This window comes from Actinomadura keratinilytica, assembly GCF_039539665.1.
Classification (GTDB): Bacteria; Actinomycetota; Actinomycetes; order Streptosporangiales; family Streptosporangiaceae; genus Spirillospora; species Spirillospora keratinilytica.
Genome location: NZ_BAABDO010000025.1, coordinates 1 through 20,310 on the forward strand (window position 1 = coordinate 1; position 20,310 = coordinate 20,310).

The following is a 20,310-nucleotide window of genomic DNA, read 5'->3' on the forward strand; positions in this document are numbered from 1 at the left end:
CAGGCGATCCTCACCCTCCACCACCAGGCCCAATGAGGATGGAAACAGTTCAGTGATTCGGGCCCGCAGTAGAAGCGGCAGTCGATCACGTCGGGTCGGCTGTCAGGGCGGGCGGATCAAGCGATCAGAAAGAGGAGGACTGCCGGTGGAGTCTGAGTTCGTCCAGTCGGTTGGACCGGCGATGGCGGAGGAGATACCGCCCCGGCTGGTGGACACGTTCGCCGAGATGCCACAGCTGCCGGGGGTTGTGCACGACGCAGTGGCCCACCTTGAGGAGTTGCGCCACGAGCTGATCAGTCGTGGCTGGAAGGCAGACATCCGCAGGACCGACCGCCGGGTCGCGCTGCGCGTGAGGAACCCGAAGCAACCCCGGCTCAACGACGACGTCGTCTGTGACGGGGAGGTGTTCCGGTGGCCGTGGGGGCAGGGCATCGGGGCGGTGGGTGAGGTGGCGGGGGTCGCGGAGCGTGTCATGTACGTGCTGCGCGAGGTCGGCGAGTGAACGGCGCGGGCTCGCTGCGGCGGGACTTTCCCGGGTGGCTCATCACCCATGACGGCGACGGGTGGTCGGCCGAAAGAGCGGATGGCTTGCGGCTTTCCGCGCTGGCGGTCACGCAGGTGCGGGCGGCGACCTTCGAGGCGCTGCGGGCGGCGCTGGAGATCATCGCCCGTGGTGACGCCGAGATCCTGCTGCGACGTCTGGCGCGGGCGTTGGGCAAGCGGGGACGTCAGACCCGGGTGTGCGGCGGCTGCCTGACGGTGCGTGCGCCCGACGGGCGGGAGAAGGTCGTCACCTGCAACGGTGGCCGGTTCCGATGGGAGGGCGGCTGGGCGGTCGGGTCGGTCACCGACGTGGAGGAGACGGCCGCTCTCATCGACAGGGCGTTGTGGAAGGCCTGCTCGCGATGAGCCGCGACGCGGTGTGCCACGCGCTGGCGGAGGACGTCCAGAGGAGGTTCGCGGGCACCGGCGTGCTCACCTGGTACGGGAACGCCACGGGGAGCTATTGGGCCTATTTGCCGCCGCCGCTGTATCGGCTGCTGGAGGCCGATGACCCGGAGCAGCCCGCCGCCTGGATCGCGCATATCCGGAGAATGGGCGGGCCGTCGATGAATGATCGTCCGCAGGTGCGGAGGGGAGGCGCCGGAAAGGGGCGGCGGGGCGTCACGGGGGCGTGCGGTGGAATCCATGTCCATCCGATGCGCGTGCGGGCCCTGAAAATGCACTGGTACCGGATGTGGGCGCCGGAGCGGGCGCGGGTGCTGGAGTCCACATGCTCGTTGTGCGGCCCGGTGTCGTACGAGCTCGTCACGGTCGGCGGCGCGTACGCGATCAGGCGCATCGAGGCCGGGGCGGGGGAGGCCAGGGTGTGGATGACGCCGCGCGGCGTGCGGCGCAGGACCGTCCTGAAATGGTGGCGTGCGCTGGTGGGCGCAGGAACGCAACGCAGGTAAAAGCCGCCGGGGAGCGGTGGCGGAGAAGTGCGACGGCAAGGAGGATGACGATGGGAAAGCACGAGGACAAGGACCAGAAGGAGAGCCAGGGCGACGGCCAGCAGAAGGGGCGCCCGATTCCACCGGCGGACCCCGGCAAAGGAAGCGGGAAACGAGGTAAGTGATGGACGTGGACGCACGAATCGACGCGTTGGTCGATCAGCTCGTCGCTCGGGGCGATCTGGCGGACGACTCCTGGCGCGCCGTACTCCACGCGGTTCCCCGGCACCTGTTCGCCCCGCCGGTGGCGTGGGCCGCGCCGCTCGGCGGTCCGCGGCACAAGATCGACGTCCGGGAGGACCCCGCGGGCTGGTGGCAGGCGGTGTACGACCCCGGCGCGGCCATCCTCACCCGGTTCGGCGACGACGAGCCGCGCGCTCCCGTCTCGTCGCTGTCGGCGCCGAACATCGTGCTGCCCTTCCTGGAACTGCTGCACCCGATCGGCGGTCAACGGACGCTGGACGTCGGAACGGGCACGGGCTGGACCGCCGCCCTGCTGAGCGAACGGGTCGGCGCCCACAACGTGGTTTCCGTGGAGATCGACGAGCAGGCGGCCCGGCAGGCGGCGGCGAACCTGGAGGCGCTCGGTGTCCGCCCGACCCTGATCACCGGAGACGCCGTCACCTGCCTCCCCGAACAGGAAATGTTCGATCTCGTGCACGTGACGTGCGGCGTCACCGAATTGCCCTACGCGTGGGTGCGGCAGACCCGTCCGGGCGGCGCCCTGGTGTTCCCCTGGATGCCGGACTTCTCCTACGGGTACCGGGTCCGCCTCGACGTGCTTCCCGACGGGGTGGCGACCGGACGTCTCGCCGGGGCGGCCGGGTTCATGATGCTGCGGTCCCAACAGGGCCACCGCACCACCCCCATGGGCGAGTGGGTCGCCGCGGTCAAAGACGCCGCGGCGTCCACCACACGCCTGGACCCCCGGTTGCTCTGGCACACCCCCGGCGGCGGGCTGGAGGCCGCCATGTCCGCCCTCGTCCCGGGCGTGCGCGCCGACCTGGTGTACGACCCCGAACCCACGGGCGAGGCCACCCTGTGGCTGCTGGAGGCCACCGGCCCCGGAGGTTCCTGGGCCTCGGTGGACTACGTCCCCGGCGAGGACGAGTTCGCCGTGGAGCAGGCCGGCGACCGGCGCCTGTGGGACGAGGCCGAGGCCGCCTACTTCCAGTGGATCCGCTGGGGACGCCCCGATCTCGAACGCTTCGGCCTCACGGTGACCCCGGACGGGCAGCAGGTCTGGCTGGACGACCCCGGCAACCCCATCGCTCACTGAGGCGCGGCGATCTCCACGCGGTCGCTGTCGCCGTCGGAGAGGAACGCCGCCAGCTCGCTCCCCTGTTCGGCGACGGCGGCGTGCTCGGCCCGGGTGAGGCGGCGCAGCGGCGTGACGGTCACGGTGTCGGCCGTGACGGTCCAGGTGGCGGAGACGCGGCCGTCGACCAGGACGACGCGGGCCCCGGCGACCGACAGGCCGCGGTGGGCGTCGTCGATGATCCGGCCCCGGTCGTGGTAGCCGAGGATCGCGTTGTCGAACGCGGGCAGGAACCGCACCGGGGCGGGCGTGTCGGGGTCGGGACGCGGCGCGTCGGGCAGATCCAGCAGCTCCCGGCCGCGTTCGTCGCGGAAGGAGACCAGCTCGTCCCGTATCGCCGCCACCGCCGCCGGCAGCCCGGCCAGTCCGCACCAGGCGCGCAGGTCGGCCGTGGCGGCGGGCCCGTACGCGGCCAGGTAGCGCCGCACCAGCGTCTGCCCGACGGGGTCGGTGCCGTCCGGGGCCGGGGGATCGATCTCGCGTCCCAGCCAGGACGACAGCAGCACGCTGCGCACGCCGCCTTTCGCGCGCCACAGCCCGCGCGGCGGCGTCTGCACCGTCGGGAGGAGGGCGGTGACCAGGAGTTCGCCCAGCACCCGCGGCCGCAGCGCGGGCCGGCGGTCGGCGAGCGTCCGCGTGAGCTCGGCCGTCGTGCGGGGCTCGCCGTCGGCCATCACCGCCCGTCCCGCCGCCGCGAGCTCGTCCAGGTCGATCCCGTTGAGTTCGCGGCGGTAGACCCCGAGCACCCGCCGGCGCAGCATGGGGTCGTGCCGGGCCCGCCAGGCGAGCGCGTCGTCGGCGGTGACCAGGTGGACGGTCCGGCGCATGAGGTGGGTGCGCACCACGCGCCGCCCGGTCAGCAGGTCCGACAGCGCCGCCGGGTCGAAGGCGCGCAATCGCGACCACAGCCCGACGAACGGTTCCTGCGGTTCCTGCGCCTGCAGGCCGCACAGGTGCGCGACGGCGTCCGGCACCGGCAGGTCGGCGCGGTCGAGCAGCAGTTGCCGGGCGAGCGTCGCGCGGTTGAGCGCACGGGTGTCGAGGACGGTCGCACCGGCGGGCATGGCGGCTCCTCGGGGGCTCGGTTCACCTCGGCGACCAGAGTCGCAGGAGAAGCGGTCAGAAAATGACCGCTTCTCGCGCGCGGACAGGTTGTCAGCTGCCGCCGCTGCCGCAGGACGATCCGCAGCTGCTGCCGCAGGAGCTGCCGCAGGAACTGCCGCCGCTGCAGCCGCTGGACGAGCAGACCGACGCGGAGGACGAGCACGACGGTCCCGAGTAGCCGATGCCGCCCGACGACGACGCCGCCCCCGCCATCTGCATGAGCCGTCCCAGCCCTGCGGCCTGCGAGAACATCGGGTCGATGCTCATCAGGGCGGCTGTGCCGAACAGGGCCACGCCCATGGCGGCCGCGGGGGTTCCGTAGGTGGACCAGGCGGGGAACACGCGCGGGTCCAGGTGGCCGTGCCGCTGCCGGGTGTCGTTCAGGGCGGCCTTGACGGCGCGGGTCTTCTCGGTGCCACCCTGCACCAGGGCGTACACGACCAGCAGCGCGATGACCAGCGGCACGGCCAAGACCCCGCCGAACGGGACGGAGGGGCCGTCGAACCACTTGTGCTCGGCTATGTACCAGGCCAGGCGGGCCATGCTGACGCCGCACACCAGGAACACCGGCACGGCGGCGAGCCGGGCCAGGCGGCGGCCCCGCTCGTCCATGATCATGCCCTGCCGGACCAGGCCGTCGCGCAGGCCCTTGATCGCCTCCTGGACGGCCTCATGCGCGGTCACCCCCGCCACCGTCCGGGCCTCGCGGCTGCGGATGGCCTCGTGCACGATTTCGTCCAGCGGCGTGTTCGCCGACCGCCGCTCGCCGGTGACGCGCAGGTCGCCGCCGGGGTGGTCGGCCCGGATGGCGCCGTCCAGACGCAGCGAGAGCAGCACCGCCGCGATGGCGTGGCGGCCGCCGCCGGTGAGGTAGGCGACCTCGTACGGGTGCAGCGGCCGCGTCGGCGGGTGGCCGCGCCGCAGTCTGAAGCGCACGACGCCCGCGACCACGACGGACAGCACGCCCAGGATCGCGGCGACCTTCAGGAAGGTGAAGTCGGAGACACCCCACAGGTGGCCTTGTGGCAGCGGCATGGCACCCTCCCGTCAGGCGTTGCGCATCTGGGTAGACGCGACGGCGCGGCCGCCGGTTCTGGCCAAGACGCTAGCCCCTTACCGCGTGCAGGGCACCGGGGCGGTGGGCGAGATGGTCCAGGGCGGCGGAGGTGGCGTCGTCGGCGGGGAGGTGGACGACCAGGCGCTGCCCCTCGGAGTCGAGCGTCTCGTAGGACAGCCGCAGCTCCCCCGCCTCGGGGTGGACGAGGCGTTCGACGCCGGTGCGGCGCGGAGGGGTCGGCGGGGCCTGCAACCGCCGGGTGAAGGGCGCTCCGGCCAGGACGGTCAGCTCGTCGACGAGGTGGGCGAAGTACGGGTCGTTCGGGGAGGAACCGGCCCGCAGGGCGGCGACCCGCTCGTCGGCGACGCGGTCCCAGTCGGGGTAGGCGGCGCGGGCCCGCTGGTCGGTGAACACGAACCGGAGCTGGTTCGGCGGCCCGCCGTCCAGCAGGCCGATGGGCCCGGCGAGGCGCTCGTAGGAGGACGTGTGGGCCAGGATGTCGCCGAGCCGGTTGAGCAGCACCGCCGGGGTGGAGTCCAGCCGGTCCAGCAGCGCCCGCATCGTGGGCCGCACCCGCCGTTCGGGCGGCACGGACCCGGGGCACAGGGCGTCGACGCCGGAGGCCGCCTTGGCCAGGTCGCGGAGCTGCACGCGCTCGTCGACGGACAACCGCAGCGCGTCGGCGAGCGCGGCCAGGATCTGCGGCGACGGGTGCCGGTCGCGGCCCTGTTCCAGCCGCGTCAGGTAATCGACGCTCACCCCGGAGAGGGTGGCCAGCTCGGCGCGCCGGAGTCCGGACGTGCGGCGGCGCGGCCCGGCGGGCAGCCCCACCTCGCCCGGGGTGACGGCCTCCCGGCGGCTGCGCAGGAACGCGCCCAGCTCGTTGTCGCTCACGGCGCCGAGTGTACGGACCGCGCCGCCGCATCCTGGCCCTGCCGGGGCCAGCCTCGGCCCGGCCTCCCCGCGCCCGGCCCGCCCGCGCACAGTGGACGCATGACCTCCACCGCCGACGAGATCGACACGGGCGCCGCCGGGGGACGCGGCGTGATGCGCGACCGGCTGTTCGGGCCGACCGGGCTGCGCGTCTCGGAGCTGTTCCTGGGCGCCATGGCCTTCGCCGGGCCGGACGAGGCGGACGAGATGATCGGGCTGTACGCGGACGCGGGCGGCAACGTCATCGACACCGCCTCGGCGTACGGCGACAGCGAGGAGGTGCTCGGGCGCCTCCTGGGGCACCGCCGCGACCGGTTCGTGCTGGCCACCAAGTTCACGCTGACCCGCGACGCCCGGGACCCCAACGCGGGCGGCGGCCACCGCAAGAACCTCACCCGGTCCCTCGAGGCGAGCCTGCGGCGGCTGCGCACCGACTACATCGACCTGTTCTGGGTGCACGCCTGGGACGAGCACACCCCGATCGAGGAGACCATGCGCGCGCTGGACGACGCCGTCCGCGCCGGGAAGGTGCTGTACGTCGGCGCGTCCAACCTGCCCGCGTGGCTCGTCTCCCGCGCGAACACCCTCGCCGAATGGCGCGACTGGACCCCGTTCGCGGGCATCCAGGTCCCCTACAGCCTGCTCAAACGCGACATCGAACGGGAACTGCTGCCGATGGCCGAGGCGTACGGCATGAGCGTCGCCACCTACGGCGCGCTGGCCCACGGTGTGCTGTCGGGCAAGTACACCGGACGTGCCCCGTCCGGCGGCAGGCTCGACCCCGCCTCGCTCACCGAACGCGACCACAAGGCCGCACGCGCCGTCCGGCAGGTGGCCGAGGAGCTGGGCGTCACCGCATCGCAGGTCGCGATCGCCTGGGTCCGCACCCGCTCGCCGGCCGTGCACCCCATCATCGGCGCCCGCGACGCCGCGCAGCTCCGCGACGACCTGGGCGCCCTCGGCGTCACCCTGCCGGCGGACGCCGTCGCCCGCCTGGACGCGGCGGTGGAGTTCGACCCGGGCTACCCGACCGACCTCAACACCGGCCCCCGCCCCTGGATCTTCGGCGACCGCGGCCCCCTCCTGGACGGCCGCGCCCATCGGGAGGGCGGGGCGCGCCGAGGCGGCTAGCGCTTCTCGTGTTCCTTGAGGGTGCGGCGCAGGCCGGGGGCGCCCTCCTCGGGCTCGCGGGTCGGGACGGGCGCCAGGTCGCTCCGGAAGCGGCGGTTGAGCGCGATGCGGACCCGGCTCAGGCGCCCGCGGGCCTCGGGCGACACGACGCCGTCGCCTTCCGGGCGGCCGATGGGCAGGGCGGCGGGCGGACGCGGGTCGGTGATGGCGGCGAGGTCCTCGTCGGAGAGCTTCTGCTCGATCTCGGTGTACTTGCCGGTCGTCGAACGGCGGATGATGCCGGTCTCCAAACCGTGTTCGAGGAGGGCGCGGTCGCGGCGCTGCAGGCCGAGGCAGATCCGGTAGGTGATCGAGAACGCCGCGATCGGGCCGAGCAGGAAGGCGAACCGGAAGAACCAGGTCGTCCAGAACAGCGGGATGTCGAAGGTCTTGGCGATGATGTCGTTGGCGCCGGCCAGCCACAGCGAGCCGTAGGCCACCACGCCGGCCATGCCGATGCCGGTGCGCGCCGGGACGTCGCGGGGCCGGTCGAGCAGGTGGTGGATCTGGTGGTCGCCGGTGACCCAGCGTTCCAGCCACGGGTAGACCGCCAGGCCGACGAACAGCAGCCCGGGGATGGCCAGCGCGGGGATCAGCACGCTCATCGGCAGCGTGTGGCCCCATGCGTTGATCTCCCAGGACGGCATGATCCGCAGCGAGCCCTCCAGGAAGCCCATGTACCAGTCGGGCTGCGAGCCGGCGCTGATCGCGCCGGGGTCGTACGGGCCGAACAGCCAGATCGGGTTGATCTGGAAGAACGTGGCCATCAGCGCCGTGATCGCGAACACCCACAGGAAGAACGCGGTGGTCTTGGCGATGAACACCGGGAAGAACGGGCCGCCCTGCACGGTGGTGTTGGTGCTGCCCTTGCCCGGGAACTGGGTGTGGGTCTGCCGCCAGGTCAGCACGACGCCGTGCAGCGGGATGAGCGCCAGCAGGATGCCCGGGATCAGCAGGATGTGGGTGACGTACAGCCGGGGAATGATCTCGGTGCCGGGGAACTCGCCGCCGAACACGAACATCAGCAGGTAGGAGCCGACCAGCGGGATCGCCTCGATCACGCCCTCCAGGATCCGGATCCCGGTGCCCGACAGCAGGTCGTCGGGCAGCGAGTAGCCGAACAGCCCGTTCAGCATGACGAGCATGAACAGGATCACGCCGATGACCCAGTTCAGCTCGCGGGGCTTGCGGAACGCGCCGGTGAAGAAGTTGCGCAGCATGTGGACGACGATCGCGCCGAGGAAGATCAGCGTCGACCAGTGGTGGATCTGCCGCATGAGCAGTCCGCCGCGCACGTCGAAGCTGATGTGCAGGGTGGAGGCGTACGCCTCGCTCATCCGCACGCCGCGCAGCGGTACGTACGAGCCGTTGTACACGGTTTCGGACATGCTGGGCTTGAAGAAGAGGGTCAGGTAGACCCCGGTGATCAGGACGATCGCGAACGAGTACAGCGCGATCTCGCCCAGCAGGAAGCTCCAGTGGTCGGGGAACGCCTTGCGCATCGCCTTGCGGCCGAACCCGGCGCCGCCGAAGCGGTCGTCGACGGCCCGGCCCGTCGCGGCCAGCGCCTTCTCGGTCCCGGTGGGTCTGGGTGGCGTGGGCACGGCCGACCTCCCCGCATCCGGCGGCCCCGGCCGCCTGTCGCGTACGACCGGACGGCGTGCCCTGGTCCGGGTGACACGCCCCGGTTCTGACCAACGTGGCAACTACCCCTGGAGGCGGACGGAACGCCCCCGTTGGGACAGCATGCGCCCACACCCGGTGTCCATGTAACAAACCCATATTTCGCTTGGCCGAAATTGGTCGAACCCTGACCGGTGCTTGGCGGACGGGTGTCCAGCAGGACATGATTTGCACCACACGGGTCGCGTAAGTGAGTAATTGCCCCTCGTGTCCGGAAGGTAACGGAGGGGCGCGGACGACGGGGAGGCACATCGTGGCCGACGACGGGTCCACCGCTGCTCACGGACGCCCCTGGGCCGACCTGCCACGGGAGCTCGCCGAGCACATGCGGCCCCACCTGGACGAGGTCGCCGACGACATGATCGAGGAGATCCGCACCCGGGTGCGCGAGTACGACCGGCCCGGCGACGGGGCCTACTCGGGCACCCTGCGGCTGGCGGTCGAGCGGGTCCTGCACTACTTCGTCGACCGGGTGGCCGACCCCGGGCACGAGGCCGCGCAGGTCACCGACTTCTTCCGCGCCATCGGCCGCGGCGAGGCCGGGGAGGGCCGCAGCCTGGACGCCATGCAGTCCGCGATGCGGGTCGGCGGCGTGGTGGCCTGGCGGCGCCTGGCCGAGGGCGCCGAGCACCTGGGCGTGTCCCCGCGCACACTGGGCGCGGTCGGCGAGGCCGTGATGCTGTTCCAGGACGAGCTGGCCGCGGCCGCCGCCGAAGGCTACGCGCAGGCCCAGGCGGCGGTGGCCGGGGAGATGCAGCGGCGCCGCAAGCGCCTGATCGACCTGATGTTCGCCGACCCGCCCGCCACCCTGGAGGCGATCGCCGACCTGGCCGCCGCCGCGCACTGGCCGGTGCCGCGCACCGTCGCCGCGGTGGCGCTCGGCCGGACCGGTGGGAAGTCGCGGCAGTCGGCGCTGCCGCCCGACATCCTGGCCGACCTGGAGCGGCGCACGCCCAGCCTGATCATCCCCGACCCGGACGGGCCGGGCCGGGCCAAGCTGGTGGACCGGGCGCTCAGCGGCTCGCTGGCCGTGGTGGGCCCGACGGTGCCGGTGACCGAGGCGGCCCGCTCGTTCCACTGGGCCCGCAAGACGCTCAACCTCGTGGAACGCGGCGTGATCGAGGCCGACGGCGTGGTGCGCAGCGTCGAGCACATGTCCACGCTGATCCTGTTCCAGGACGAGGAACTGATCATGTCGCTGGCCCGGCTGCGGCTGGCGCCGCTGGCGCACCTGCGCGCCGGCCAGCAGGACCGGCTGGCCGAGACGCTGCTGGCGTGGCTGCAGTCCGGCCGCAACGCCAACGAGGTCGCGATGCGGCTGCACGTCCACCCGCAGACGGTGCGCTACCGGCTGCGGCAGCTTGAGGAGCTGTTCGGCGACCAGCTGCTCGACCCGGACCTGCGGTTCGACCTGGAGATCGTGCTGCGGGCGCGGGCGCTGCTGGCGGACGGGGCGGGCCGCACGCTGCTCCCGGCGGCCAAGGAGGCGGTCGGCGAGTCCGCCGAGGTCGTCACCTTCCGCCGCTAGCCGCGGCCCCCGCCGGCCGCGCCCCCGCTAGACACGGCCGCTGCCCGCCTCGGCCGCCGCGGCGGGGTCGGCGGGGATCGCCACGCGGATCCGGCAGCCGCGCGCGGTGTCGACGACGTGGATGTCGCCGCCGTGCAGCTCGACCGCCCAGCGGGCGATGGCCAGGCCCAGCCCGGTGCCGCCGTCCCGGGCGCCGACCTGCCCCCCGTAGGAGCCGGCGCCGCGCGAGAAGCGCTCGAAGACGCGGGCGCGCTCGCTGGGCGGGATGCCGGGCCCCTCGTCCGCCACCTCCAGCACCAGCCCGCCGTCGCCGCCCGGCCGCGCGGTGACCGCGACGGGCCGTCCGGGCGGGCCGTGCCGGGCGGCGTTGTCCAGCAGGTTGGCCAGCACCTGGTGCAGCCGGTCCCGGTCGGCCAGCGCCCGCAGGCCGGCCGGCACGTCGGTGTCGACGCGCACGCCCGGGTGGCCCGCCTCCGCCTCGGCCGCCACGTCGGCCACGAACGCGGCGACGTCGAACTCGGCGAGGTCCAGGGCGGCGGCCCCCGCGTCCACCCGCGACAGGTCGAGCAGCTGGGTGACCAGGCGGCCCAGCCGCTCGGTCTGCTCCAGCGCCGACTCCAGCACCTCGGGGGTGGCGGGGGTGACGCCGTCGGCGACGTTCTCCAGCACCGCGTGCAGGGCGCTGATCGGCGTGCGCAGCTCGTGCGAGACGTTGGCGACGAACTCGCGCCGCTGCCGGTCCGCCTCGGCCAGGTCGGCGGCCATCGTGTTGAACGCGGTGGCCAGCTCGCCCACCTCGTCGCGGGACGTGGCCCGCACCCGGCGGCTGTAGTCGCCGCGCGCCATCGCCCGCGCCGCCGCCGTCATCTCGCGCAGCGGGGAGGTCATGCCGTGCGCGATGAGCTGGGTGACGCCCAGCGAGATCAGCATGCCGACCGGCAGGGTGTGCCGGGTGCGGAAGCCCAGCGCGTACCCCCACACCACGATCAGGATGGCGGTGCACGCGGTCACCACCGCCACCACCCCGAACTTGATCTTGATGGAGCGCAGCGGGTCGAGGGGGCGCGGCAGCCGGGCCCGCAGCCCCTCCAGCGCGCTCACGGCCGCCCCTCCGCGGGCGCCTCCAGCGCGTAGCCGACGCCGTGCACCGTGCGGATGAGCCCGGCGCCCAGCTTGCGGCGCAGCGCCTTGACGTGCCCGTCGACGACGCGGGTGCCGCCCGCGCCCGCCCAGTCCCACACCTGCTCCAGCAGGACGGCGCGGGTCAGCACCGTCCGCTCGTTGCGGGCCAGGCACACCAGCAGGTCGAACTCGGTGGGCGTCAGGTGCACCTCGCGGCCGTCCACCCGCACGCGCCGCGACCGCCGGTCCACCTCCAGCGGGCCGACGCGCAGGATGTCGTGCCGCGCCGGGTCGTCCCCCGACCGGCCGACCCGGCGCAGCACGGCCCGGATGCGCGCCACCAGCACCCGCATGCTGAACGGCTTGGTGATGTAGTCGTCGGCGCCCACGCCCAGCCCGACGAGCAGGTCGGTCTCGTCGTCGCGGGCGGTGAGCATGAGCACCGGCACCGGCCGCTCCGCCTGGACGCGGCGGCACACCTCCAGGCCGTCGAAGCCGGGCAGCATCAGGTCCAGGACGATCAGGTCGGGCCGGCCGGTGCGGGCCTGCTCGACCGCCGAGGGGCCGTCCACCGCGATGTCCACGGCGAACCCCTCGGCGGTCAGCCGGTCCGCGACGGCCCGCGCGATCGTCGGCTCGTCCTCCACGACGAGGATCCGCTGTCGGTTCACGCTCCGCACTCTAGGAGCGGACCGGGTGTGCGGTCGCGGGTGAAATGTGTGGATTATGTATGGATTGCGGTCAGGCTGCGACCGGCCAGGTGTGGACGGGCTCGTTGGAGCGCATCGCCTCCACGTAGTCGCGGACCATCGCGCGCAGCGCCTCGGGCCGCGCGGCGCCGTTGCGCTCCTCCAGCGCGCGGACGGTCTCGACCTGCCAGCGCGCGCCGGTGCGCCGGGTCAGGCAGCGCTGCTCGATGATGCCGAGCAGGCGGTCGCGGCGGGCCGGGTCGACGCCCCACCGGTCCAGGCCCTCGTACGCCAGCGGCAGCAGCCGGCGCAGCACCAGGTCGCTCGCGTGGACCTCGCCCATGCCGGGCCAGTACAGGCGGGCGTCCAAGCCGCGGCGGGCGGCGCGGTGCAGGTTCTCCTCGGCCGTGCCGAACGACATGCGCGTCCACACGGGGCGCTCCTCCTCGGCCAGCATCCGCACCAGGCCGTAGTAGAACGCGCCGTTGGCGATCACGTCGGCGACCGTGGGGCCGGCGGGCAGCACCCGGTTCTCCACCCGCAGGTGCGGTCTGCCGTCGACCACCGCGTACACCGGGCGGTTCCAGCGGTAGACCGTCCCGTTGTGCAGCATCAGCTCGCCGAGCTGGGGGATGCCGCCGCGCTCCAGCACGTCGAGGGGGTCCTCCTCGTCGCACAGCGGCAGCAGCGCGGGGAAGTAGCGGGTGTTCTCCTCGAACAGGTCGAACACCGAGGTGATCCAGCGTTCGCCGAACCACACCCGCGGCCGCACGCCCTGCGCCTTCAGCTCCTCCGGCCGGGTGTCGGTGGCCTGCTCGAACAGCGTGATGCGGGTCTCGTCCCACAGCCGGTGCCCGAACAGGAAGGGGGAGTTGGCCGCCAGCGCCACCTGCGGGCCGGCGATGGCCTGCGCCGCGTTCCAGTAGGCGCCGAACTGCTCCGGGCTGACCTGCAGGTGGAACTGCACGCTGGTGCACGCCGCCTCCGGCAGGATGCAGTCGGCGTGCATGCGCAGCGGCTCGGGCCCGTCGATATCGATGCGCATCTCCTCGCCGCGGGCCGCGAAGATCTGGTCGTTGAGCATCTTGTAGCGGTCGTTGGCCGACATCGACTCCTCGCCGATGTCCGAGCGGCGCAGCGTGGGCAGGATGCCGATCATCACCAGCCCGGCGCCGACCTCGTGGGCGCGCGCGTCGGCGTGCTCCAGATGGCCGAGCACCTCGTTCTCCAGCTCGCCGGTGCCGGTGCCGCCCAGCGTCCGCGGCGGGATGTTGATCTCGAGGTTGAACTGGCCCAGCTCGGTGGCCCAGGCCGGGTCGGCGATGGCCTTGAGCACGTCGGCGTTGCGCATCTGCGGATCGCCGCAGCCGTCGATCAGGTTGAGCTCGATCTCCATTCCGATGTGCGGGCGTTCGAACTCGAACTGCGACTCGCCCAGCATGCGCGCCAACACGTCCAGACAGCGCCGCACCTTCTCCCGGTACCGGCGCCGGTCCTCGCCGCTGATCCTGGCCGCTGCCACGTCCCTGCCCATGTGTGTCCGCCCTAGGTGTCGCTCGGCGTGTCCAACATGCGGATGTCCGATATGGCCGCTCGTGAAACCATCTGAACTGGAATAAGGCGTATTGGATGGGGGTGCCCGTTCTGGCGCGCCACTAGCGCCCGGCGGAGCGGTTTTCCGGCTCCTGTGGGTATTGACCCTGGTCAGTGCCCTGGCGTGCGCGCCGGGCCCGGCGGGGCCGCCCGGACCCGCGGCGGTACGTTGGGCGAGTGCCGGACGCGGATCCGGAGGTTCGTGACACTCTGTAGTGGGACGCGTCCGCAAGGAGGACGGGCCGTCCGCGGCGCGGTGATCAAGGGGAGCTTCATGCGGCTGCGGCCCAGGTCGATTCGGGCACGCGACACGCTCGTCGCCGCCGTGCTCGCCGCCATGGCGTTCGGGCTGGTCGCCGTCGGCATGGACCTGGTGCTGCGCGCCTCCACCGAGAACCGGCTGCTGCAGGAGACCCAGCTGGCCGGGCGCCGCATCAGCGCCATGGTGCGCGACGGGACGCTGGTCGGCCAGGTGCCGGACGAGACCGGCGGCCGGGTGCTGATCCAGGTGGTCGCGCCCGGCGGCAACGTCCTGGGCGCCACCAAGGCGGCCGCCCGCTATCCGCGGCTGAGCCAGACCTGGCCGCCGCCCGACCAGCGCGTCCAGGACATGGTGCAGTGCCCGGGCGACCCCCGGCTGCCGCGCTGCATGGTCGTCGAGGCGATCCGGGTGGACACCTCGCCGGAGTCGGTGGTGGTGTACGCGGCCCGGCAGCTGCCCGGCTACCTGGTCAACGGGCTGCTGGAGGCGGGGCTCGCCGCGGCCGTGCTGGCGCTGACCGCGGCGGCCGCCTGGATCACCTGGCGGATCGTCGGCCGCACCCTGCGCCCGGTCGAGCAGATCCGCCTCCAGCTCGCCGAGATCAGCGCCACCGACCTGAGCCGCCGGGTGCCGCAGCCGCCCGGCCAGGACGAGATCGCCGAGCTGGCCCGCACCGCCAACGGCACGCTCGACCGGCTGGAGCGCGCGGTGACCCGGCAGCGCCAGTTCGCCTCCGACGCCTCGCACGAGCTGCGCACTCCGCTCGCCGGCCTGCGGGCCAACCTGGAGGACGCGGCGATGCACCCCGACGACACCGACATGCGGCAGGCGATCCGGTCGGCGCTGCGCGACATCGACCGGCTCCAGACGATCGTCACCGATCTGCTGCTGCTCGCCCGGATCGGCACCGGCGGCGCCGCCCAGGAGACCATCGACCTGGCCGAGCTGGCCGCCGCCGAGCTGGCCCGGCGCTCCTCGCGGCTGGAGGTCACCTCCGACCTGGCGCCGGACGTGCGGGTGCGCGGCGTGCGGATGCAGCTGGAGCGGCTGCTGGGCAACCTGCTGGACAACGCCGAGCGCTACGCCGCGTCCCGCGTGCACGTGGAGGTGGCCCGCAGGGGGACGACGGCGCTGCTGCGGGTCACCGACGACGGCTCGGGCATCCCCGACGTCGACCGCGAACGGATCTTCGAGCGGTTCACCCGGCTGGACAGCGCCCGCAGCCGCGGCGCCGGCGGCACCGGCCTCGGGCTGGCGATCGCCCGCGAGATCGCCCAGGCGCACGGCGGGTCGCTGCGCGTGGAGGACTGGCCGCGCGGCGCCCGCTTCGCCCTGCGCATGCCGCTGGACCCGGGCCGGCCCGCCGAAACGGAGTCAGGGCCGCCCGCGGAGCGCGGACGGCCCTGAGAAGGCCGGCGGTGGCGGTCCGGGTCAGGCGCGGACGGCCTGGACCTCCAGCTGGATGTCCACCTTGTCGCCGAGCAGCGCGCCCTCGCCCTTCAGCGGCACGTTGAACTCGATGCCCCAGTCCTTGCGGTTGATCGTGGTGGTGGCGGAGAAGCCGGCGCGGGTGCCGCCCCAGGGGTCCTCGCCGACGCCGTGGAACTCGACCTTCAGGGTGACGGGACGGGTGACGCCGCGGATGGTCAGGTCGCCGTCGAGCAGGTACTCGCCGTCCTCGGCCCGCACGCCCTTGGTGGCGAACGTCATCGTCGGGTGGTTCTCGACGTCCAGCACGTCGGAGGAGCGCACGTGCGCGTCGCGGTCGGCGTTGCGGGTGTCCAGCGAGGCCACCTTGATCTCGGCGGTGGCGGTGGAGTCGGCCAGCTCCTCGGCGATCTGGATGGCACCGGAGAACTCGGTGAAGCTGCCGCGCACCTTGGTCATCAGGTGCCGGATGCTGAAGGTGACCTCGGAGTGGGCGGGGTCGATGTTCCAGGTCCCGGCGGTCAGGCCGGGGGCGACGGTGGCGATGCTGCCCATGGCGGACTCCCCTAATGCTTGAAGATTCAACGACCGTGGCCGAGATTAGTTGAGCCTTCAAGCGCTGTCAAACGATGCCGGTGCCCTCTGCCGCCATCTCACCCGTGCCCGGCAGGGCGCCCCTGCGTACACCCTCCCGCGGCGTGATGCCCCTCGTGCCCGCCGTGTGCTGACCGCGCGCCCCGGCCGGGAGCGGATCAGGAGGAGGTGACGGCGGGGACGGAGGCGTCGGCGGGACGGCGGTGCTCCAGGGCGGCGCGCAGCTGGGCGCGGCCCCGGTGGATGCGGCTGCGGACGGTGCCGATCTTCACGCCCAGGGTGACGGCGATCTCCTCGTACGTCAGGCCCTCGATGTCGCACAGCACCACGGCGGCGCGGTACTCGGGGGGCAGCGCGTCCAGCGCCTTCTGGATGTCGGCGTCCAGGTGCCGCTCGTCGTAGGACTGGGCGGGGCTGGGCTCGCGGCCCTGCAGCCGCTCGGCCGCGTCGTCGCCGAGCGAGTCGAAGCGGATGCGCTGCCTGCGGCGGGCGCGGTCGAGGAACAGGTTGGTCGTGATGCGGTGCAGCCAGCCCTCGAACGTGCCGGGGGTGTAGGAGGACAGCGACCGGAAGACCCGCACGAACACGTCCTGGGTCAGGTCCTCGGCGTCGTGCCGGTTGCCGGTCAGCCGGTACGCCAGCCGGAACACCCGCGTGGAGTGCTCGTTGACGATCTCCTCCCACGTCGGAGGCGTCCAAGCCATCGCGCCTGCGCTCACCACTACCCCCGTCTGATGCCAAATCGTTACGGTCAAGAATGCCGATGCCCGGATAAGAGCCGCGTAAGGACGCCGGGGGTGGCCGGATGCGGCAGCGCGCGTGCGGGCCTGCTGAGCTGGGGCGTTGACGAGGCGGGATGCGGAACGCCGCGGACGCCGGTGTGACGGATCGTACATCCCGCCCGGAGGCCGATGGCGCGGCGCGGCCTGTGACCGATGTCATTGGACGAGTTGTCAGCAAGTATTGAGCGTCCCGGTGCCGCTGGCGATGATCGAGGCACTGGAGCTCGTCCACCCCCGAGTCCGCGAGGTAGTGCCATGGCGCGCAGCTACAACCTGGCCGATCTGCTCGAAATCCTGGCGCAGGCGGGGCCGGACCGCCCGGCCCTGGTGGCGGGACGCGCCCGCCTCACCTACGGCGAACTGGACGAACGGGCGTCCCGCGTCGGCCGGCACCTGGCGGCGGCGGGGGTGCGGCCCGGCGAGCACGTGGCGATCCTGTCCTACAACCGGGCCGAATGGCTGGAGAGCATGTTCGGCGCCTTCAAGATCAGCGCCGTGCCGATCCCGGTGAACTACCGGTACGTCGCGGGCGAGCTGCGGCACGTGCTCGCCGACTCCCGGTCCGTCGCGCTGATCGGGGAGCGCTCCCTGCTGGCCCGCGTCGAGGAGATCCGCGCCGACCTGCCCGACCTGCGGCACGTGGTGGTGCTGGAGGACGGCTCCGCCGACGAGGTGCCCGGCGCCGTGGAGTACGAGCAGGCCCTGGCGGACGCGCCCGAGATCGACTTCCCCGAACGGTCCAGCGACGACCGCTACATCATGTACACCGGCGGCACCACCGGCCACCCCAAGGGCGTCGAGTGGCGCTGCGAGGACATCTTCTACGGCGCGCTCGGCGGCGGCAACGTCCTGGGCGACCCCGTCGGCAGCCCCGAGGAGCTCGCCGCCAACGCCGAGCAGCCGCCCATGGCCGTGCTGGTCTGCGCGCCCGTCATGCACGGCGCCGGGCAGTGGGTGGCGCTCATGGGGCTGTTCTTCGGCGCCAAGGTCGTGCTCTACACCGACCACGCCTTCGACCCGGAACTGGCGCTGCGGATGCTCGCCGAGGAGCAGGCCAACGTGCTGATGGTCGTCGGCGATGTGATGGCGCGCCCCATCGCGCGGGAACTGGCCACCGGTCGCCATGACACCTCCGCGCTGTTCGCGATCGCCTCCGGCGGCGCGCCGCTGACCGAGGCCGCCCGGCAGGAGCTCACCGCGCACCTGCCGAACATCGTGTTCCTCGACAACTACGGCGCGTCCGAGACCGGCGCGTGCGGGCCGTCGGTGGAGTCCAAGGAGGGCACCGCCCGGTTCCAGATGAAGCCGGGGATCACCGTGCTCGGCGACGACCTGCGGCCCGTGCGGCCGGGCGAGGTCGGCAGGCTGGCGCGCAGCGGCCACATCCCGCTCGGCTACTACAACGACCCGAAGAAGACCGCGGAGACCTTCCACACCGACCCCGACGGCGTGCGCTGGTCGGTGCCGGGCGACTACGCGGTGCTGGAGGAGGACGGCACCATCACGCTGCTCGGCCGCGGCTCGCTCGTCATCAACACCGGCGGCGAGAAGGTGTACCCGGAGGAGGTCGAGGTCGCGCTGAAGGACCACCCCGACGTGTACGACGCGGTGGTGGTGGGGGTGCCGGACGAGCGGTTCGGGCAGCGGGTGGCGGCGGTGGTCGCGCCGCGTCCGGGCGCCGCGCCCACGCTGGAGGAGCTGACCGAGCACTGCCGGGGCCGCCTGGCCGGGTACAAGCTGCCGCGCAGCCTCACGCTGGTGGACGAGGTGCGGCGCACCGCCGTCGGCAAATCGGACTACAAGTGGGCGCGGAGCGTACTCGCCGACAAGGCTTCCTAGCCGTTCGGACCGCCGCCTTGTATGTCGCATTTGCGTGGATCGTCCGTTGTAAGGGACGGCAATGATATCGGCAATGGCGGCGGTTCTCCGGGTAGGACACCGGTCAAAAAATCCTTCCGGCGCGGGGGGAATGCCTTGGTGCGGTTCGCGCGCATAACCACCCCATGGGGGGAGATCGGTGGATTCCGCTCGCGCAGCGGTATCACCTGCTCTCGGTGCTGGGCCGGGGCGGCATGGGCACGGTGTGGCGCGCCTACGACGAGATGCTCGACCGGGACGTGGCCGTCAAGGAGGTGCGGCTGCCCGAGGGGCTGACGCTCGGCGAACGCCGCGTGCTGTGCCGGCGGCTCATCGACGAGGCGCGCGCCACCGCGGCACTGCGCCATCCCGGGGTGGTCGTGGTGCACGACGTCGTCATCGAGGACGGCCGCCCCTGGATCATCATGGAGTACCTGCGGGCCCGGTCGCTGCACCACGTCATCGCCGAGGACGGGCCGCTCAGCCCGCGCCGCGCCGCCGAGGTCGGCTACGCCGTGCTGTCGGTGCTGCGCGCCGCGCACGACGCCGGCATCCTGCACTGCGACGTCAAGCCCAGCAACGTGCTGCTGTGCGACGACGGCCGCATCCTGCTCGCCGACTTCGGCCTGGCCGTCTATCTGCAGGGGGGCCGCGACGCCGACACGCTGGTGTCGGGCATCCAGGGGTCGCCCGCGTACCTGTCGCCCGAGCGGGTGCGGGGGGACCGCGGTACCGAGGCGTCGGACATGTGGTCGCTGGGCGCGACGCTGTACGCGGCGGTCGAAGGGGACTCGCCGTTCCTGCGCTGCCACGCGCTGGCGTCCATGGTGGCGGTCCTGCTGGGCGAGTACGAGCCGCCCCGGCGCGCCGGCCCGCTGACACCCGTCATCGAAGGACTGCTGCGGCAGGACCCGGAGGAGCGCCTCTCCCCGGCGGAGACGGCATGGCTGCTGCGATGCGCGCGCAGCCCGGACGGAGACGCGGTGACGTTGCGCGTGGGAAGGAACCTGTGGGCCGCCCTGCGCAGGACGCTGGCCGCCAGAGGCGCCGCCGCCGTCCTCGGCACCCGGCCGCGCATCGGGCTGGTGACGGCCTGCGCGGTCGCGATGGTGACGCTGGGCGTGCTGGCGACCCGGTGGCACACCGTGGAGAAGACCGACGCCGCCGTGAAGACCGACGCCGCCGTGAAGACCGACGCCGCCGTGATGGCCGGGCACGACACCGCCGCTGCGCCTGTGGCGCCCGTGGCGCCCTTCCGGGGGGCCGCGCCGGTCGAGACCCCGCCGCGCACCGTGCGCTATCACGAGAGCGACGGATACAGCCTCGCGGTGCCCGAGGCATGGAAGCGCCAACGCGACGGGGCCGCCGTGCAATGGTTCGACCCCCACGCCCAACGCGGCCTGACCATCACCCCCGTTACCGGGGAGCCGCTCAGCGGTCTGCGTGCCGCGGAACGTCTGGCCCTTGCGGCGGACGAGTTCCCCGGCTACCGCAGGCTTCGCCTGGGAAAGGCACGTGACGTCGCCGGGCAGGCCGCGGAATGGGAGTTCACCTGGGGGAGGACGGACGCCGTGCACGTGCTGCGCACCCGCACGGCCGGTTTCGAGTTCTCCTTCTTCGCCCCCGCCGCGCATTGGGCGCCGAGCCGGCGCCTCTACGGAGACATCCTCAGAACGTTCCAGACGGAGTGAACGCCC

18 protein-coding genes are annotated in these 20,310 nt (G+C 73.0%); 9 read left to right on the forward strand and 9 right to left on the reverse strand.

From position 1 onward, the window contains the following. Positions 1-145 precede the first annotated feature (145 nt). The 4 genes from ABD879_RS11210 to ABD879_RS11225 all read left to right on the forward strand — a co-directional run bounded on the left by ABD879_RS11210 (position 146) and on the right by ABD879_RS11225 (position 2,772). Positions 146-502 (forward strand): hypothetical protein, encoded by a 357-nt coding sequence (locus tag ABD879_RS11210; RefSeq protein WP_345020222.1) that lies wholly within the window; start codon positions 146-148, stop codon positions 500-502. Positions 503-588: 86 nt separating this feature from the next. After that, complete coding sequence (locus ABD879_RS11215; RefSeq protein WP_345020224.1) at positions 589-909, forward strand: hypothetical protein; 321 nt, start codon at positions 589-591, stop codon at positions 907-909. Then, on the forward strand, positions 888-1,454 hold the full coding sequence (locus ABD879_RS11220; RefSeq protein ID WP_345020227.1) for a hypothetical protein: 567 nt from the start codon (positions 888-890) through the stop codon (positions 1,452-1,454). Before ABD879_RS11215 ends, ABD879_RS11220 begins: the two co-directional genes overlap by 22 nt. 169 nt (positions 1,455-1,623) lie before the next feature. Beyond that, complete coding sequence (locus ABD879_RS11225; RefSeq protein WP_345020229.1) at positions 1,624-2,772, forward strand: protein-L-isoaspartate O-methyltransferase family protein; 1,149 nt, start codon at positions 1,624-1,626, stop codon at positions 2,770-2,772. Here ABD879_RS11225 and ABD879_RS11230 read toward each other — a convergent pair. The 3 genes from ABD879_RS11230 to ABD879_RS11240 all read right to left on the reverse strand — a co-directional run bounded on the left by ABD879_RS11230 (position 2,766) and on the right by ABD879_RS11240 (position 5,866). Continuing rightward, positions 2,766-3,875, reverse strand: coding sequence for a winged helix DNA-binding domain-containing protein (locus ABD879_RS11230; protein WP_345020231.1), 1,110 nt, complete (start codon positions 3,873-3,875; stop codon positions 2,766-2,768). The genes ABD879_RS11225 and ABD879_RS11230 overlap by 7 nt on opposite strands. A gap of 91 nt (positions 3,876-3,966) precedes the next feature. Then, positions 3,967-4,950 carry a TIGR04222 domain-containing membrane protein gene (locus tag ABD879_RS11235; RefSeq protein WP_345020233.1) on the reverse strand — a complete coding sequence of 328 codons (984 nt, stop codon included), beginning with the start codon at positions 4,948-4,950 and terminating at the stop codon, positions 3,967-3,969. A gap of 70 nt (positions 4,951-5,020) precedes the next feature. Continuing rightward, positions 5,021-5,866 carry a helix-turn-helix transcriptional regulator gene (locus tag ABD879_RS11240; protein WP_345020236.1) on the reverse strand — a complete coding sequence of 282 codons (846 nt, stop codon included), beginning with the start codon at positions 5,864-5,866 and terminating at the stop codon, positions 5,021-5,023. A 153-nt stretch (positions 5,867-6,019) separates the two neighbouring features. On the opposite strand from ABD879_RS11240, the gene ABD879_RS11245 reads away from it, so the two are divergent. Beyond that, complete coding sequence (locus ABD879_RS11245) at positions 6,020-7,036, forward strand: aldo/keto reductase (RefSeq protein ID WP_345020352.1); 1,017 nt, start codon at positions 6,020-6,022, stop codon at positions 7,034-7,036. Here ABD879_RS11245 and qcrB read toward each other — a convergent pair. Continuing rightward, positions 7,033-8,679, reverse strand: a complete 1,647-nt coding sequence (gene qcrB, locus ABD879_RS11250; protein WP_345020238.1) for a cytochrome bc1 complex cytochrome b subunit — start codon at positions 8,677-8,679, stop codon at positions 7,033-7,035. The two genes, ABD879_RS11245 and qcrB, sit on opposite strands and share 4 nt — an antisense overlap. A 332-nt stretch (positions 8,680-9,011) precedes the next feature. On the opposite strand from qcrB, the gene ABD879_RS11255 reads away from it, so the two are divergent. Then, the gene (locus tag ABD879_RS11255; protein ID WP_345020240.1) at positions 9,012-10,286 is read left to right on the forward strand and encodes a PucR family transcriptional regulator; all 1,275 of its coding nucleotides are present in this window, start codon (positions 9,012-9,014) and stop codon (positions 10,284-10,286) included. A 27-nt stretch (positions 10,287-10,313) separates the two neighbouring features. Here the strand turns inward: ABD879_RS11255 and ABD879_RS11260 are convergent, their stop codons facing one another. The 3 genes from ABD879_RS11260 to ABD879_RS11270 all read right to left on the reverse strand — a co-directional run bounded on the left by ABD879_RS11260 (position 10,314) and on the right by ABD879_RS11270 (position 13,631). Continuing rightward, a complete protein-coding gene (locus ABD879_RS11260; RefSeq protein WP_345020242.1) occupies positions 10,314-11,387 on the reverse strand; it encodes a HAMP domain-containing sensor histidine kinase in 1,074 nt (357 codons plus the stop codon). Continuing rightward, a complete protein-coding gene (locus tag ABD879_RS11265; protein ID WP_345020244.1) occupies positions 11,384-12,079 on the reverse strand; it encodes a response regulator transcription factor in 696 nt (231 codons plus the stop codon). The genes ABD879_RS11260 and ABD879_RS11265 overlap by 4 nt, the downstream gene beginning before the upstream one ends. Positions 12,080-12,149: 70 nt before the next feature. Beyond that, positions 12,150-13,631, reverse strand: a complete 1,482-nt coding sequence (locus ABD879_RS11270; protein WP_345020246.1) for a glutamate-cysteine ligase family protein — start codon at positions 13,629-13,631, stop codon at positions 12,150-12,152. 333 nt (positions 13,632-13,964) lie between these two features. On the opposite strand from ABD879_RS11270, the gene ABD879_RS11275 reads away from it, so the two are divergent. Then, the gene (locus ABD879_RS11275; RefSeq protein ID WP_345020248.1) at positions 13,965-15,359 is read left to right on the forward strand and encodes a sensor histidine kinase; all 1,395 of its coding nucleotides are present in this window, start codon (positions 13,965-13,967) and stop codon (positions 15,357-15,359) included. 24 nt (positions 15,360-15,383) lie between these two features. Here ABD879_RS11275 and ABD879_RS11280 read toward each other — a convergent pair whose 3' ends face one another. Then, a complete protein-coding gene (locus ABD879_RS11280; RefSeq protein ID WP_345020249.1) occupies positions 15,384-15,935 on the reverse strand; it encodes a YceI family protein in 552 nt (183 codons plus the stop codon). Between the two features lie 197 nt (positions 15,936-16,132). Then, positions 16,133-16,678, reverse strand: coding sequence for an RNA polymerase sigma factor SigE (gene sigE / locus ABD879_RS11285; protein WP_378272674.1), 546 nt, complete (start codon positions 16,676-16,678; stop codon positions 16,133-16,135). A 333-nt stretch (positions 16,679-17,011) separates the two neighbouring features. Here sigE and ABD879_RS11290 point away from each other — a divergent pair, with 333 nt between their 5' ends. Continuing rightward, a complete protein-coding gene (locus tag ABD879_RS11290) occupies positions 17,012-18,595 on the forward strand; it encodes an acyl-CoA synthetase (RefSeq protein ID WP_345020252.1) in 1,584 nt (527 codons plus the stop codon). Between the two features lie 164 nt (positions 18,596-18,759). Next, positions 18,760-20,304, forward strand: coding sequence for a serine/threonine-protein kinase (locus ABD879_RS11295; RefSeq protein ID WP_345020254.1), 1,545 nt, complete (start codon positions 18,760-18,762; stop codon positions 20,302-20,304). The last annotated feature ends 6 nt before the right edge of the window (positions 20,305-20,310 follow it).